The sequence below is a fragment of the Kribbella sp. NPDC104218 genome (assembly GCF_055584105.1).
In genome coordinates, this window is record NZ_JBVJMQ010000001.1 from 1,267,688 (window position 1) to 1,282,981 (window position 15,294).

Sequence of the window (15,294 nt, forward strand, 5' to 3'; positions counted from 1 at the left end):
GCAACTCGCTTAGACCATTACCGGTCTAGACCATTGTGTTTCTAGACCACCGTGGCGAACCGCCGTCGGTACTCCGTCGGTGTGGTCCTCAACTGGCGGGCGAAGGCACGCCGCAAGGTCTCGTCGCTACCGAGGCCGCTGAGCTGCGCCGCGAGGGTGATGCTGTGGCCGTCCAGCAGGAGTTGCTGGGCGCGGTCGAGCCGGACGCGCTCGATCCATCGGCCCGGCGTGGTGTGCAGTTCGGTCTGGAACAGCCGGGTCAGGTGCCGGGGGCTGACAGCGGCCAAGGCAGCCAGCGTGGGCAGGCTGTGATCGGCTGCCGGATCGGCGACCACTGCAGCCGTTGCCGTCCGCAACGGATCGCTCCGGGCCGGTGGGGTGGCGATCGCGGTGGAGAACTGCGACTGCCCACCGGGCCGCTGCATGAACACGACCAGCTCGCGCGCGACCTCCCGAGCCGCCTCGGCGCCGTGATCGGCCTCCACCAGCGCGAGTGTCAGGTCGATCCCGGCGCTGATCCCGGCGGATGTGAGGTAGCGGCCGTCGGTGACGTGCAATGCGTCCGGCTCGACCTCGACCTTCGGGTAGCGCCGCGCGAACACCTCCGCATGCCGCCAGTGGGTCGTCGCCCGCCGACCGTCGAGCAGGCCCAACTCGGCCAGGACGAACGCACCGGTACACACCGACGCGACCCGCTGCGCGCGTTCCGCGAGGACGGCGACCGTCGTCCGGACGTCCTCGGGGACCCGCTCGGCCAGGTGGTCCGCGCCGGCGATCAGCACCGTGTCGATCGGGCCGGCCGCGGCGGGCGCGATCGTATCGGCCAGCGTCACCCCGGATGCAGCCGACACCGATCCGCCGGCCGGCGAGACGAGGACCGGCTCGTAGCGCGGAGCCGCCCGGTTCGCCTGATGCAGGACTTCGAGCGGCCCGGTGACATCGAGCAGCGTGACGCCGTCGTACACGACGAACGCGACCCGGCGTGTCCGAATCTGTGGTTGATGCGGCCTCTTGGACATGTCGCCAGCGTAGCCCCGCGGACCACCCTGGAGACATGACCGAAGAGATCGCCGGGATCAAGATCCCCGACAGCGCGCTCGCGCGCGAAGCCACCGAGCTGGTCCGCGACGCCGCGACCGACCTCGTCTACCACCACTCCCGCCGGGTCTACCTATTCGGCGCGCTCCGCGGCCAGGCCGACGGCCTCGCCTACGACCCCGAGCTGCTCTACGTCGGCGCGCTCTTCCACGACCTCGGGCTCACCGAGCGGTACCGGCGAACCGACCAGCGCTTCGAGATCGACGGCGCCGACGAGGCTCGCCGCTTCCTGCACGCCCACGGCGTCCACCCCCTCGACGCCGACAAGGTCTGGACGGCGATCGCCCTGCACACCACGCCGGAGATCCCGCTGCACATGGCGCCCGAGATCGCCCTCGTCACCCGCGGCGTCGAGTTCGACGTCCTGGGCCTCGGCTACGACTTCCTCCCCACCCCGCAACGCGAAGCCGTCACCGCGGCCCACCCGCGCCCCAACTTCAAACCGCAGATCCTCGCCGCCTTCACCGAAGGCCTCGTCGACCGCCCCGCCACCACCTTCGGCAACGTCAAGTCCGACGTCCTCCGCCACTTCGTCCCGCACTTCCGCCCGACCGACTTCGTCGAGATCATCCAGAACTCCCCCTGGCCGGAGTAGCCGACCGTAAGGACAGGAGGTAGTCCTACCTCCTGTCCTTAGCGCATGTCAGCTCCCAGTCGCACGCCGCCGCAACACCGTCGTCGCACCGATCGCCACCGCGAACAGACCAAGCCCAGCCAGCAACCGCAACCAGCTACGCCCACCCTCGCCACTCGCCCCCGCCAACTTCAGCGAGTACGCCGTAGCCCCAGTCGCACCCTCAGGCGCACCGAACGGCATCGACTCCGCCTTAGCCCGCTGCGCGGACGCCGACAACATGCTGTACCGCCGCCCAAAATCAAGCGCCGTCTCGTTCCCCTTCTTGGCCAACGTCTGAGCACCCTCAGCAGACAACCGCCGCGCCCCATCCGGAATCGCCTTGGTCCCCTCAGCAGCCGTGTTCAGCCCTTCAGCCAACTTCCCCGACCCCTCAGCCGCCGCCGTAATCCCACCCGACAACTCCTTGGACCCAGCAGCCAACTTCTCCGACCCGTCCTTGGCCTTCCCAGCCCCATCCGCCAGCTTCCCAGTCCCCTCAGCCAACAAGAACAACCCGTCATCCAACTTCCCAGTCCCATCCGCAAGAACCCCGACCCCGGCTCCGAGGCGGCCCGTTCCAGCGGACAGTTTGTTGGCGCCGTTGCTGAGGAGGCCGGTTCCGTTCGCGAGGACGCCGACGCCGTACTTGAGTTGCCCGGTACCGGCGAGCAGCGCGGCCGCGCCGGTCTGTACCTGCCCGGCACCAGCCGCCAACGTGCCCGTACCTGCCTGTAGTTGACCGGTGCCCTTCGCCAGGTCACCGGCGCCGGCTGCCAACTGGCCAGTGCCGTTCGCCAAGTCGCCTGCGCCCGCCGCCAGCTGCTCAGTGCCCTTCGCCAGGTCACCCGCACCAGCGGCCAACTGCCCCGTCCCAGCAGCCAGTTCACCCGCGCCGGTCTTGAGCTGTCCGGTTCCGACCACCAAGTTGCCTGCACCGGTGTCGAGCTGGTCGGCGCCGTCCGAGAGCAGGTTCAACCCGGTCAACAGGTCCTGGCCGCCCTTCTGGATCTTCGCGACACCGTCCTGCAGCCCGTTGACGCCACCGCGCAGGGACTTGCTCGCGGGAGTGTCGTTCTCAGTACCGATCGCACCCTGCACGTCCTGCACCACGTTCGACACCAATTGGCTGATACCGGCGTCCACCGCCTGAAGACCTTGCGCCAGGCCAGGCTTCGAATCCGGGCAACCGGAGACGCGATTGTCCAGCCCGCACTGCACCTGCTCGATCCCGGGAACGGCCCGCTGCGTCAGCCGGCCCTTGAGGTAAGCGAGCGCCTCCTGCAAGGTCGCCGAGTCCGGCAACGGCCTGTCGAGGTTGGGCGGATTCCCGGGCTCGCCCAGCCTGGTCAGCGCCGCGTCCAAGATCATCTTCTTGACCGCGTTCGTCTCCGGCTCCAGGTTCGCGTCGCCTGCCGCACCGTTCAGCGCCGCGGCTGCGGCGCCGTAGCACTCCTCGCTGTAGCCCTTGTTCGGCTTACCCCTGCTGACGGCCTTGATCGCGTCCTCAAGACAGGTGGCGCCGCGCCGCATCTTGTCGATCCCCGGACCGGAGGCCTGAAGCTGCTGCTTGATTTCCTGCAGCCCGCCGAGCAGGGTGCTGCCGTCGCCGACCGAGCCGATCCCGGCCCGGAGCTGCTGAATCCCCGCATGGAGTGGCTTGGCCTCCTCGGGCAGCTGCCCGATACCGCCGTACAGGAACACGAGCGCGTCTTCGAGGTTCTTGAGGCCACCGCTGACCTGGTTCAGGCCGTCGATGAGGACGGGCGCCTTGCCGGTTGCGTCGGTGAGCCCGGCGGAGAGCTTGCCCGCGCCTGCCTTCAGCTGTCCCGCTCCGGCGTCCACGCCGGTCGCTCCGGTGGCGACCTTGCCCGCACCCGCGTTGACGCCGGTCGCTCCGGTCGCCAGCTTGCCGGCCCCCGCGTTCGCGGTCTTCGCGCCGACGGCGAGCTTGCCCGCCCCGGCGTTCGCGTCCTTCGCGCCCTTGGCCAGCTTGCCCGCGCCCGCATTCACATCCTTGGCGCCCTTCGCCAGCTTCCCGGCGCCGGCGTTCAGGTCCTTGGTGCCCTTGGAAAGACGGCCTGCGCCACCCTCGAGGTCACCGGCGCCCTTCTGCAGCTTGCCGACCCCCGCCTTCGCGTCCTTGAGACCCTTCGCCAGCTTGCCCGCGCCCGCGTTGAGTTCGTTGGCGCCGGCTTTGAGTTGGCCGGCGCCGGCGTTGAGTTTGTCGGCGCCGGCGGCGGCTTCGCCGGTTTTGGTGCGGAGGAGGGAGGCGCCGGTGTCGAGGTCGGCGAGGCCGCCGGCTAGTTGGGCGGCGCCGGAGGAGAGTTGGGTGGCGCCGGGGGCGGCTTTGCCGGCCAGGCCCTCGTTGAGGGTTTTGGCGCCGGCGTTGAGTTGGAGGAGGCCGCTGAGGAGCTTTTGGCCGCCGTCGCGGAGTTTGATCAGGTTGGAGTCGAGGGTGTTGCCGCCCTCGACGAGGTCGACGCCCTTCTCGGCGCCGGTCTGGTAACCGGAGACGGCGGTCTTGAAGGTCGGGCTGTCGAGTGGGCTGACCGGGAGCGCGGTCAGCTCGGCCTCGGGGACGACGGCGTTGTCGACCTCGGCCGACCAGCCGAACTCGGCGGTGGCGGCGCCGACCGGCGGGAAGAGCGTGACGGTGAAGCTGAGCTTCGTGCCGCCCTTGCCGTCACCGGCCTTGTTCGCCTCGTTCGACTGGACGTCGCCGAACTCCGGCGGCAGCACGGTCGTCAGCTGGCCGACCATCGGGATGACGACGTCCGCCTGCTCAGTGACCTTGCGGCCGTAGCCGTCGGTGATGGTCACCGGCTGGGACTTCCCGGAGTTGTTCTCGACCAGGTAGTGCGCCTCGAGCCGCCCCTTCTTGCCGACCGCGTCACTCGGCTTCTTCAGCTTCTTGCCGTTCAGCGTGTACGTGACCGCGACCGTGATCGGCAGCTTCTTCTTGTCGTAGTCGCTGACGGTCCGCAGCCGCTGCTCGCCGTGCACCGAGGTGTCGACGGTCATCTTGCCGTCCTTGACCGAGAACCCGCCGAACCCGTCGAGGTTGCGCAGGCCGTCGGTCGAGACCGGGTTGTCGAGTTTGACCTTGCCGTTGCCGATCAGCGCGAGCTGCTCGTAGACGCGGGCGCCCTCGACCTTGCCGCTGGCATCCAGCCGGGCCTGCACGGTCTCGGTGTTGGTCACGACGACCGGGTCGGCCGTGACGGCCCCCGCCGTCGCCAGGGCTTGCGAGGTGGACAGGGCAAAGGCGATCGGGACGGCGACGCCGACCGCGAGTCCCCGGGTGATCCGTTGGGCGGTCACGGACGCTCTCCTTCGACGGTGGCGAACTCACGGGTCTCGCTGGGCGGAAGCTCTTCGGTCGGCGTGCTGTCCGGTGGCGGCACCGCGGTGCGGTCCTCCGGCTCGGCCGGCGCCTCTGGGCGCGGCCGCTGGATCGACGTCGCCAGGAACCCGATCCCAGCCGCGAGCAGGACGCCGGTCGCCGCGGACGGCGACTGCGCCAGGAACGCCGGACTGTCGGCCGTGTAGGTCTCCTCGTAGACGGCGACCATCGCGGCCGCGCCGAGCAGCAACGTCCACAACGGCAACCGGTTCGCGGAACCGGCCGCGAACAGTACGCAGACGGCGACCACGAGCACCGCCGCGACCGCCCGTCCGGACGCCGAATCGGGCAGGTAAAGCGCCCGGACGGCGAAGCCGAGCCAGGCGACGAAGAGTCCGATCACGAAACCGGCGGCCCGCTGAGCCGGGGTGCGTTCCTGCACCAGCCCCACCACACCCCCCAGGGCCCCGCCGACCAGTGCCACGTGCTGCGTGTCCAGACCGAGGGCTTCCCCCACCAGACACAACAGACCCGCGACCACGGCCAGCAGAGCACCGCATAGCAAGGTACTGCGCTGCATATGAGTCCTCCACCTCACTGCGGATCCCGGGACCCCCTCCGGAAAATCCAAGTTTCATGTACTTGAACTACTGTTCAGTACAAAAGCTGAAGGACGTTCGTACCAGGCGGTAACCTCGGCTTCAAGACCGGAACGGTACCGACTCGGAAATCGCCGGTTTTCAAGTGTTTGAAGGGCTTTCCGCGGCCTGTTTGCCAGGACATAGGATGCCGGTATGACGCAGAATCCTGGGATCGACAGCACGGTTCCGCCGAGCGGCACCGGCTGCGCCGAATGCCTCGACCACGGCGGCTGGTGGTTCCACCTGCGCCGGTGCGCGCAGTGCGGCCACATCGGCTGCTGCGACTCCTCCCCGGCGCAGCACGCGTCGGCGCACGCCGAGGAGACCGGCCACCCGATCGTCCGCAGCTTCGAGCCCGGCGAGGACTGGTTCTGGCACTACGGCGAGTCCCAGTACTACGAGGGCCCGGCGCTCGCGCCGCCACAGGCCCGCCCCGACGACCAGCCGGCGCCGGGCCCGGCCGGGAACGTCCCGGCCGACTGGCAGCAGCACCTCAACTGATCAGAGCACGAAACCGGCCGGGAACGGGTCGTCGGGGTCGAGCAGGTAGTTCGCCGTCCCGGTGATCCAGGCCCGGCCGGTGATGGTCGGTACGACGGCGTCGTACGGGCCGACGGTTGTCTGCTCGATCAGGCGGCCGGTGAAGCGGGTGCCGATGAACGACTCGTTGACGAAGTCGGTGTGCAGGGCGAGCTCGCCGCGGGCGTGCAGCTGCGCCATCCGCGCCGACGTCCCGGTGCCGCACGGGGAGCGGTCGAACCAGCCGGGGTGGATCGCCATCGCGTTCCGCGAGTCGGCGCCGTCCAGGCCCGGCGCGGTGAACTGGACGTGTTTGCAGCTGTGGATACTCGGGTCCAGCGGGTGGACCGGCCGGTCGGTCGCGTTGATCGCGGCCATGATGTCGAGGCCGGTCCGGAGGATCTCGTCCTTGTACTTGCGGTCGAAGCCCCACGCGATCCGGCTGATCGGCAGGATCGCGTAGAAGTTGCCGCCGTACGCCAGGTCGTACGTCAGCTTCCCGTAGCCCGGGACGTCGACCACGGCGTCCAGCGCATGGCTGTACGACGGGACGTTCCGCAGTGTCACGTGCTCCGCACGACCGTTGCGCACGGCAACCTCGACGACGACCAGGCCGGCCGGGGTGTCGAGGCGGACGACCGTGACCGGCTCCTGGACCTCGACCATGCCGGACTCGACGAGCACGGTCGCGACGCCGATCGTCCCGTGCCCGCACATCGGCAGGCAGCCGGACACCTCGATGTAGAGCACGCCCCAGTCGGCGTCCGGGCGGGTCGGCGGCTGCAGGATCGCGCCGCTCATCGCGGCGTGGCCGCGCGGCTCGTTAATCAGGAACTGCCGGAGGCCGTCGAGGTGCTCGACGAAGTACTCGCGCCGCTCGGCCATCGTCGCACCGGGGACGACGCCGACTCCGCCGGTGACGACGCGGGTCGGCATCCCCTCGGTGTGCGAGTCGATCGCCGTGATCGTGCGGACCGATCTCATCGCAACGACTCCACAGCCTTCTGCATGTCCAGCTCCAGTTGGGCGAGGTGTTCTCCGACGAGCGGGCCGCGCGGCGGGCGGCACGGGCCGCCGTACCGGCCGACGTAGTCCATCCCGTACTTGATCGCCTGCACGAACTCCACCCGCGAGTCCCAGCGGAAGGCCGCGACCAGCGGCTCGTACAACGCGCGCGCCTCCTCCAGCTTGCCCTGGACGGCGAGGTCGAACAAGCGCACCGACTCGGCCGGGAACACGTTCGGGAAGCCGGCGAACCAGCCGGTCGCGCCCATCAGCAACGCCTCCAGCGTGAGGTCGTCCGCGCCGGCGACGACGGTCAGCTCCGGCGCGGCCTCGCGAATCTCCAGGATCCGCCGGACGTCGCCGGAGAACTCCTTCACCGCGACGACGTTCTCGATCTGCGCGATCTCCGCCAGCAAGCCCGGCGTCAGATCCACCTTCGTGTCGATCGGGTTGTTGTAGACCATCACCGGCAACCCGGCCTTCGCCACCTCGGCGAAGTGGTGGAGCACCTCACCCCGGTTGGCCCGGTACATCGTCGGCGGCAGGCACAGGACGCCGTCCGCCCCGTCCTCGGCCGCCCGCTCCGCCCAGGCCCGCGCCTGATGCGCACCCACCCCGTGGACGCCGACCACCACGACCCCATCGTTGCCCACAGCATCAATCGCCGCCCGGGCCACCGCCCGCCGCTCCTCGTCACTCAGCGACGAGTACTCCCCCAGCGACCCATTCGGCCCGACCCCACGACAGCCGTTGTCCACCAGCCACCGGCAGTGCTCCTGATACCGATCCAGATCCACCCGCAACCCCGCCGGCGCCGCCGCATCCTCCAGGTACGGCAACGCCGTCGCCACAATCACGCCGTCCAACGTCTCACTCACAGCTCTCTCCCTCATCACTCGCCAAATCACCCAACCGAACCGGCACCGCAACCACCCGCTTCACCACCTCGCCCCCCAAACAAACCCGCCCCTGACACATCCCCAACCCCACCCGGCTCCCCAACCGAAACACCCGCCCCTCCCCCTCAACCCCCGCCAACTCCCCACCCCGAACCTCCTCACACCGACAAACCACCGTCTCCCCCCGAACCCACCCCCCAACCCCACCCCCCACCGGATAGGCCCGCCCCAACACCCCGACCACCCGCTGTAGTTTCTTCAACTGCTGTTGAGGAATCGGGCTGGAACCGCTGACTACGTACCGGGCGGCTGCGGTTCCGGCTTGGTGGCCTTCGGCGGCGGCGAGGGGGGCGCCGCCGATGCCGGTGAGTTCGCCGGCGGCGAAGAAGCCGGGGGTGGTGGTTTGCTGGTGAGGGTCGACGCGGACGACGCCGTCGGACAGCTCGCAGCCGGCGGCGATGGCCAGTTCGAGGTTGGGGGTGAAGCCGTGTGAGACGCAGACGGCGTCGCAGGGGAGGCGGCGGTGGGTGCCGGGGATGGGGGTCCAGGTGGAGTCGAGGCGGGCGACGGTGACGGAGTCGACGTGATCGGCGCCGTGGGCCTCGATGACCGTCCAGCCGTGGCGGACGGGGACGCGGCGCCGAGCGAGCGCACCGGCGTACTTGAGGAACTCGGGGAGCTTGCCTAAAGCAACCAAAGGTTCGGCCGACCAACCACGCCCGATCGTGCGCAGGGTGTTGGCTTCGAACACCCCCGCGACCCCGGCGCCGACGTCCAGCAACGACTCGGCGACAGGTAACAGGAACGGCCCGGTGCCGGCGACGACGACTCGGCGTCCGACGGCGATCCGCTGACCTTTGGCCAGCGCCTGCGCCGCGCCCGCGCTGTAGACCCCCGGCAGATCCCACCCCGGAAACGGCAACACCCGGTCGTAAGCACCAGTCGCCAGCACCACAGCCCGCGCGTCAACCGTGAAGACAGCCCGCCCCGGCGCATCCGCCGCCCCGCGCTGCACCCACAGCCGCTTCCCCTCCAGCGCCCACACCGAGCTCTCCGGCAACCACTCGACCCGCTCGTGCGCCAACAACCGCTCCCGCAGAACCGCAAACCCCTTCGCCGGCCGCCGCACCCCCACCTCAGCCTGCCGGTGAAACTGCCCGCCCACCTCCCGCCCCGCATCAATCAGGACGACGGACGCACCCGCCTCAGCCGCCGCCAGCGCAGCCGCCATCCCACCCGGCCCAGCACCCACCACGACCACATCACCAACAACCCCTGGCCCAGCAACAGAGCCGCCGGCCGCGGACGTCGGGAGCACCGCACCGCGTTGAGTCGCAATCGCATCACCAGCCACGACAGCTCGTTGACAAGCCCGGACATCCGGGATGCCGTTGACAACCACCAAACAGTCGAAGCAAGCACCGATACCGCAGAAGACTCCGCGCGGCCGGTTGTGCACGCGAGTGGTCCGCCAAGTGTCGCGTCCAGTCGCGAGCAGGACGGCGGCAACAGTCTGACCGGCCACCGCAGGAACCGCGCGACCGTCGACGGTGACCGGGATCGGAGTCCCCGGCGTGGAGTCGGCCAGATAAGACGTCATCCGCCGATCACCGCAGGCCGGTCGACGCGGAACGGATGCGGATCCACATGCGGGGATCCCGCCAGCATGAGCTCAGTGATCAACCGCCCCGTGGCCGGAGCCAACCCGATGCCCGCACCTTCGTGGCCGGTCGCGTGCCACAGCCCCGGCACCCGAGGGTCAGGCCCGATCACCGGCAAATGATCCGGAGCGTACGGCCGAAACCCGCCGTACGCGCGCAGCACCGGAACCGCCCGCAGAAACGGGAACAGCCCAACCGCCTTCGCGGCCAACTCACGCAACACCCGCACCCGCAGGCTCTCGTCGAACCCGATCCGCTCCCGGCTCGACCCGATCAACACCGTCCCGGCCCGCGTCGACTCCACCACGGTCGACGTCTGGAGATCGGCGTCCGCACTCCCGACCGCGCCCACGTAGTCCGCGTCGTACACCTTGTGCCGCACGCAGGCCGGCAGCGGCGCCGTCACCAGGATCATCCCCCGCCGCGGCAAGATCCGGATCGGCGCACCAGCCGCCTCCCCGAACGCTCCAGCCCAAGGACCACAAGCATTCAGGACGGCGTCGCACCCGATCGCCCCGGCGTCGGTCTCCACCCCGACCACCCGCCCGGACGCCGACCGCCGGACGCCGAGCGCCTCGACCCCGGACAGCACCGTCCCGCCCCGCGACCGCACCGCCGCCAGCAAAGCCGTTGCCGCCAGCACCGGTTGTAGCTGCGCGTCGTCCGGGTAATGCACCCCGACAGTCACCCGCCGCGTCAGCAACGGCTCCAGCTCGAAGACGTCAGCCGGCGTAAGCACCCGCGCGTCAACCCCCGCCGCAACCTGCGCAGCCGCGAACGCCGTCAGCGCGGCCGGATCCCCCGTCCCCACGACAACGCCGCCCTTGGCGTCCCACTCCACCTCGGCGCCCGGCAACCGCCCGAGCACCGTCTCCCACTCGGCCCGCGAGGCGATCGCCAGGTCGAGCTCCGCGCCCGGCCCCTTGTCCGACACCAGCACGTTGCCCTCACCGGACGCCGTCGTCCCGCCGGCCGGCCCGCCGCGATCGAGCACCGTGACGCGTACTCCGGCGAGCGTCAGCGCCTCCGCGCAAGCCGCGCCGACAATGCCCGCGCCGACCACGACCACCTCGGCACCGGCCACGAGCCCTCCACAGATCGTTCATTAAATTGAACGATCCGAGCGTACGACGCCCCCCAGCCTCAGGTCAACGGGTGCGGACCGGGCCCGCCCGGCGCCGCGTCCGGCGGGTACTCCAGCAGCAGCACCGACCGCACCGGCCCGTCCACCGCCGCATACTCGTGCGGCCCGGCCGCACGGAAGGCGAGATAGTCCCCCGGCCCGAGCTCCTCGCTCCGCCCATGCGAGGTGACCCGCAACCGACCGCTCAAAACAACGTGATGTTCGATGCCAGGATGCCCGTCGGAATGCTGGACGGCGTCCGGTCGCACGTCCTGGGTGTAGATCTCGAACAGCCCGCCCGCCGGCTCGACCCGGCGCAGCATCCGCAGGTCGATCGCGTCCCCGGACAGCACGCCGGTCTCCGCACCCCGGACCACGACCAACTCGGCCGTCGGCGCCTCGTTCAGCAGAGCGGACACCGGCACCCCTAGCGCGTTCGACAGACTGAACACTGTCTCGATCGTCGGATTCCCGCTCCCGGACTCGAGCTGCGACAGCGTGCCCTTCGCGATCCCCGACCGCCGGGCCAGCTCGGACAGCGAGATGCCCTGCTCGTCCCGCCGGGCCCGCAAGTTCGCCCCCAGCACCCGCCCCGCACTCATAGCCCCGGAGCATGCCACATCACTCAGGGAATGACCCGCTGCCGCCGGAGCTCCGCGAAGATCCCGAAGAACATCTCGTCGGTCGCCACGTACTCGTGGAACCCGGCCCGCCGGATCTTCGACGAGTCCGCGAAGAAGTCGTAGTCCCAGCCGAAGACGAAGTCGGCGAACGGCCACGACGAGACCTCGGCGTACGGCGTCGCCGTCAGCCCGTGCACCGCCTGCAGCCGTTTCCAGGCCGGCTCCTTGTCCGCCATCACCTCGGCCAGCGACATCCGCAGCGGCGGCGCGACGTCCATCCCGAACCAGTCGGCGATCCGCGGCCACAGCTCGTTCCACCGGAACAGATCGCCGTTCGCGATGTTGAACACCTGGTTGGCCGCGGACGGCGTCGTCGCGGCCCAGACCGTCGCCTTCGCGAGCAGCCCGGCGTCGGTCACCTCCAGCAGCGCGTCGTACGCCCCCGGCTTCCCCGGGAACCGCAGCGGTACGCCGAACTCCTTCGCCAGCGACGCCTGGACGGCGATCGCGACCGCCAGGTTCATCGGGTTGCCGAGGGCAACACCGCCGACCACCGACGGCCGCAGCGCGGACCACTCCCACGCCTTACCCAGTTGACGATCCGCCAGGAACCGTTGCTGATCGAGGTTGAACTCCGGCGGCAGGATCGGCGGATCGTCCTCCCGCGCGGGCGTCTTGAACGGCCCGAGATGCGCGCCATACACCTTGTAGCCCTGCATCAGGCTGATATGCCGCAGGCCCTTCGCGACCGGCTCGATCGCGTCCACGACGTTGACCAGCATCGCCAGATTCGGCGCGACCAGCTCGGCCCAGCTCGGCCGGTCCTGGTACGCCGCATAGAACACATGGGTCACCTCGGTCAGCCCGGCGAGTTTCGCGCGGGCGTCGTCCGGATCGAGCAGATCGACGGCGACCTGCCGCACCCGGCCCGGCACCTCGACACCGCCCCGCCGCGACAACCCGATCACTCGCCAGTCCCCCGACGCCGCCAGCTGATCGACCAACTTGGACCCGATCACACCCCGCGCCCCCACCACCAACGCCACTTTCGTCATACCGTCGAGCCTGCCTGAGCTGCGGATATAACTCCAACGCATACTCATAAGCGGTCCCATAAACTGTACTCATGACGACGCTGCGGCAGCTCGAGTACCTGGTCACGGTCGTCGACGCGGGCTCGTTCACGAAGGCGGCCGAGCTGCTGCACGTGACGCAGCCCGCCCTCTCGCACCAGATCCGGGCGCTCGAACGCTCGGCCGGCGGCCCGCTGCTGGAGCGGCTGCCGCGCAACATCCGCCTGACCTCGACCGGTCGCGCGATGCTCCCGCATGCTCGCGCCGCGCTCGCCGACGCCCAGCGCGCGGCCTGCGCCGCTCGCCAGGCGGCCGGGCTCGAAGTCGGCGAGCTGCAGATCGCCACCCTGTACTCGATCACCTTGGGCGTCCTCCCAGCAGCGCTGCGCCGCTGGCGCCAGGACCACCCGGACGTCGGCATCCGCCTCTACGAGCACCGGCACACCGATGAGCTGGCCGAGGCGATGAACGCCGGTGAGGCCGACCTCGCGATCGGTCCGGAGCCGGCCGGCTGGTCAGGCGTCGTCCGCCCGATCAGCGTCGAGGAGTTCGTCGTCGTGGTCGCGGCCGACGACCCGGCGGCGTCCGGCGACCGCATCCGGCTGCAGGACCTCGCCGATCGCGCATGGGTCCACTACGCGCCGACGCACGGGTTGGCCGCCGTCCTCGATCGGGCTTGTGCACAAGCAGGTTTCGAGCCGTTCGTTGCCGTCCGCACCGAACAGACCGCCGCCGCGCCAGCTCTCGCGGCAGCGGGCCTGGGCCCGGCGCTCGTCCCCGACAACATCCTCCCGGCAGGCTTCGAGGGGCACGTCCTGCACCTCGATCCGCCGGTCCGCCGTCAGCTGACGGCGTACACCCGCGGCGAGCCCGACCCGCTGGCCGCCGCGTTCATCGCATCGCTCAGCTGACCGGCATCGGCAGCTTGTCCAACGCGTCGACCAGCGGCGCCAGCTCCGGCACCTCGGTCGCCGCGCGCAATGCCGCGGTCAGGACGGCGTCGTGCGTCGGCTGCGCCTCGTCGAGCAGATCGCGGCCGGCCTTCGTCACCTCGGTGTAGATACCGCGGCGGTCGGTCGGGCAGAGATAGCGCTCCAGCAGTTTGCGGTCCTCCAGCCGGTTCACCAGGCGCGTCGTCGCCGACTGACTGAGGACGACGGCGTTCGACAGCTGGTTCATCCGCAGGTGGTGCTCGTCCTGCCGGGCGAGCACATCCAGGACGCCGTACTCACTCACGGACAGCCCGTGCTGCTTCTGCAGCGCGCGCTCCAGCTCGTCCTCGATCCGGGCATGCAGAGCGGCCAGGGTCCGCCACCCTTGCGCCCGCGCCTCGGCGGCGTCATCCGGTAGTCCCATGGCTCCTCCACTTGAACTTCACGATTGCATGCGCAATCATAGCGCTTGTGCAATAGCCCGCGTCTGCAACTATCGCGGACGCCGGTAACAGGTCTAAGACTACATTCGAAGGAGCGCCGAACCCATGCCCGCGATCGAACCCAGCCCCGGAGCGCAGCGAAGGGTCGCCCTTTTCGCACTCGCCATCGGCGCGTTCGGGATCGGAACCACCGAGTTCGTCATCATGGGCCTGCTGCCCGAGGTCGCCACCGACTTCGGCGTCAGCATCCCGTCCGCCGGTCTGCTGATCTCCGGTTACGCGCTGGGGGTGGTCGTCGGCGCCCCGCTGCTGACCGCGCTCGGCGCCAAGATCTCCCGCAAGACCGTGCTGGTCGCGCTGATGGGCGTGTTCATCGCCGGCAATCTGCTCTCGGCCCTGGCCCCGACGTACGGCGTCCTGATGACCGGCCGGATTGTCGCGGCGCTGGCGCACGGCGCGTTCTTCGGCGTCGGCTCGGTGGTCGCCGCCTCGCTCGTCCCCAAGGCGAAACAGGCCGGCGCGATCGCGCTGATGTTCACCGGTCTGACGGTCGCGAACGTGTTCGGCGTCCCCGGCGGGACGGCGCTCGGTCAGCAGTTCGGCTGGCGGTCGACGTTCTGGGCGGTCACCGCGCTCGGCGTGATCGGGCTGCTCGGCATCGTCTTCCTGGTCCCGCGGCAGGACACCGTCGAGGGCCCGGGTCTGCGCGGCGAGCTCGCGGTCTTCAAGGACGTGCAGGTCTGGCTGGCGCTGGCGATGACCGCGCTCGGCTTCGCGGGCGTCTTCGCGTCCTTCACCTACATCGCGCCGATGATGACCGAGGTCGCGGGCTTCTCCGCCGGCGCCGTCACCTGGCTGCTGGTGCTGTTCGGCGGCGGGCTCGTCGTCGGCAACCTGCTCGGCGGCAAGGCGGCCGACCGCTCGCTGATGCCGAGCCTGTACCTGATCCTCACGCTGCTGGCCGCCGTCCTGATCGTGTTCGCCTTCACCGCGCACGCCAAGTTGCCGGCGGCAATCACCATCGCGCTGTTCGGCGCCGCCGGATTCGCGACCGTCGCGCCGCTGCAGAAACGCGTACTGGACAAGGCGTCCGGAGCACCGGCGCTGGCCTCCGCGGCCAACATCGCGGCCTTCAACCTCGGCAACGCGGCCGGCGCGTACCTCGGCGGCCTGACCATCGAGCGCGGGCTCGGTTACACCGCCCCGAACTGGGTCGGCGCCGCGCTGGCCGCCTCCGGCCTGATCGTCGCGATCACCTCCGGGGTACTGGACCGCAAGCGCACCCCTGTTCTCGTCACTGCCTGAACTCTGCAAAGGA

At 70.0% G+C, this 15,294-nt stretch carries 14 protein-coding genes; 4 read left to right on the top strand and 10 right to left on the bottom strand.

The window, feature by feature from the left end; genetic code table 11:
- Positions 1-41: 41 nt before the first annotated feature.
- The gene (locus tag ACZ6ZD_RS05950) at positions 42-1,019 is read right to left on the bottom strand and encodes a GlxA family transcriptional regulator (protein WP_465668791.1); all 978 of its coding nucleotides are present in this window, start codon (positions 1,017-1,019) and stop codon (positions 42-44) included.
- Positions 1,020-1,054: 35 nt separating this feature from the next.
- Between ACZ6ZD_RS05950 and ACZ6ZD_RS05955 the strand changes: the two genes are divergently transcribed.
- Positions 1,055-1,693 carry an HD domain-containing protein gene (locus ACZ6ZD_RS05955; protein WP_465668793.1) on the top strand — a complete coding sequence of 213 codons (639 nt, stop codon included), beginning with the start codon at positions 1,055-1,057 and terminating at the stop codon, positions 1,691-1,693.
- A gap of 48 nt (positions 1,694-1,741) precedes the next feature.
- Here ACZ6ZD_RS05955 and ACZ6ZD_RS05960 read toward each other — a convergent pair whose 3' ends face one another.
- Positions 1,742-5,035, bottom strand: a complete 3,294-nt coding sequence (locus ACZ6ZD_RS05960; RefSeq protein WP_465668795.1) for a phage tail family protein — start codon at positions 5,033-5,035, stop codon at positions 1,742-1,744.
- On the bottom strand, positions 5,032-5,637 hold the full coding sequence (locus ACZ6ZD_RS05965; RefSeq protein ID WP_465668797.1) for a hypothetical protein: 606 nt from the start codon (positions 5,635-5,637) through the stop codon (positions 5,032-5,034). The genes ACZ6ZD_RS05960 and ACZ6ZD_RS05965 overlap by 4 nt, the downstream gene beginning before the upstream one ends.
- 214 nt (positions 5,638-5,851) lie before the next feature.
- Between ACZ6ZD_RS05965 and ACZ6ZD_RS05970 the strand changes: the two genes are divergently transcribed.
- Entirely contained in the window at positions 5,852-6,199 is a 348-nt protein-coding gene (locus ACZ6ZD_RS05970; RefSeq protein WP_465668799.1) for a UBP-type zinc finger domain-containing protein, read from the top strand.
- Here ACZ6ZD_RS05970 and ACZ6ZD_RS05975 read toward each other — a convergent pair whose 3' ends face one another.
- From ACZ6ZD_RS05975 to ACZ6ZD_RS06000, 6 genes are read right to left on the bottom strand one after another with little or no spacing between them, the layout of a single operon-like run.
- Positions 6,200-7,201: a proline racemase family protein gene (locus ACZ6ZD_RS05975; protein WP_465668801.1), complete on the bottom strand. Its 1,002-nt coding sequence runs from the start codon at positions 7,199-7,201 to the stop codon at positions 6,200-6,202.
- A complete protein-coding gene (locus tag ACZ6ZD_RS05980) occupies positions 7,198-8,100 on the bottom strand; it encodes a dihydrodipicolinate synthase family protein (protein ID WP_465668803.1) in 903 nt (300 codons plus the stop codon). The genes ACZ6ZD_RS05975 and ACZ6ZD_RS05980 overlap by 4 nt, the downstream gene beginning before the upstream one ends.
- A complete protein-coding gene (locus ACZ6ZD_RS05985) occupies positions 8,093-9,721 on the bottom strand; it encodes an FAD-dependent oxidoreductase (protein ID WP_465668805.1) in 1,629 nt (542 codons plus the stop codon). The genes ACZ6ZD_RS05980 and ACZ6ZD_RS05985 overlap by 8 nt, the downstream gene beginning before the upstream one ends.
- Complete coding sequence (locus tag ACZ6ZD_RS05990) at positions 9,718-10,866, bottom strand: NAD(P)/FAD-dependent oxidoreductase (protein WP_465668807.1); 1,149 nt, start codon at positions 10,864-10,866, stop codon at positions 9,718-9,720. Before ACZ6ZD_RS05990 ends, ACZ6ZD_RS05985 begins: the two co-directional genes overlap by 4 nt.
- Before the next feature lie 59 nt (positions 10,867-10,925).
- Positions 10,926-11,507, bottom strand: a complete 582-nt coding sequence (locus ACZ6ZD_RS05995; RefSeq protein WP_465668809.1) for a helix-turn-helix domain-containing protein — start codon at positions 11,505-11,507, stop codon at positions 10,926-10,928.
- Between the two features lie 23 nt (positions 11,508-11,530).
- A complete protein-coding gene (locus tag ACZ6ZD_RS06000) occupies positions 11,531-12,583 on the bottom strand; it encodes an SDR family oxidoreductase (RefSeq protein ID WP_465668811.1) in 1,053 nt (350 codons plus the stop codon).
- A 71-nt stretch (positions 12,584-12,654) separates the two neighbouring features.
- On the opposite strand from ACZ6ZD_RS06000, the gene ACZ6ZD_RS06005 reads away from it, so the two are divergent.
- A complete protein-coding gene (locus ACZ6ZD_RS06005; RefSeq protein ID WP_465668813.1) occupies positions 12,655-13,512 on the top strand; it encodes a LysR family transcriptional regulator in 858 nt (285 codons plus the stop codon).
- On the opposite strand, the gene ACZ6ZD_RS06010 is transcribed toward ACZ6ZD_RS06005, so the two are convergent.
- Complete coding sequence (locus ACZ6ZD_RS06010; protein WP_465668815.1) at positions 13,505-13,957, bottom strand: MarR family winged helix-turn-helix transcriptional regulator; 453 nt, start codon at positions 13,955-13,957, stop codon at positions 13,505-13,507. The two genes, ACZ6ZD_RS06005 and ACZ6ZD_RS06010, sit on opposite strands and share 8 nt — an antisense overlap.
- A gap of 124 nt (positions 13,958-14,081) precedes the next feature.
- Between ACZ6ZD_RS06010 and ACZ6ZD_RS06015 the strand changes: the two genes are divergently transcribed.
- A complete protein-coding gene (locus ACZ6ZD_RS06015) occupies positions 14,082-15,281 on the top strand; it encodes an MFS transporter (protein WP_465668817.1) in 1,200 nt (399 codons plus the stop codon).
- Positions 15,282-15,294: the final 13 nt, after the last annotated feature.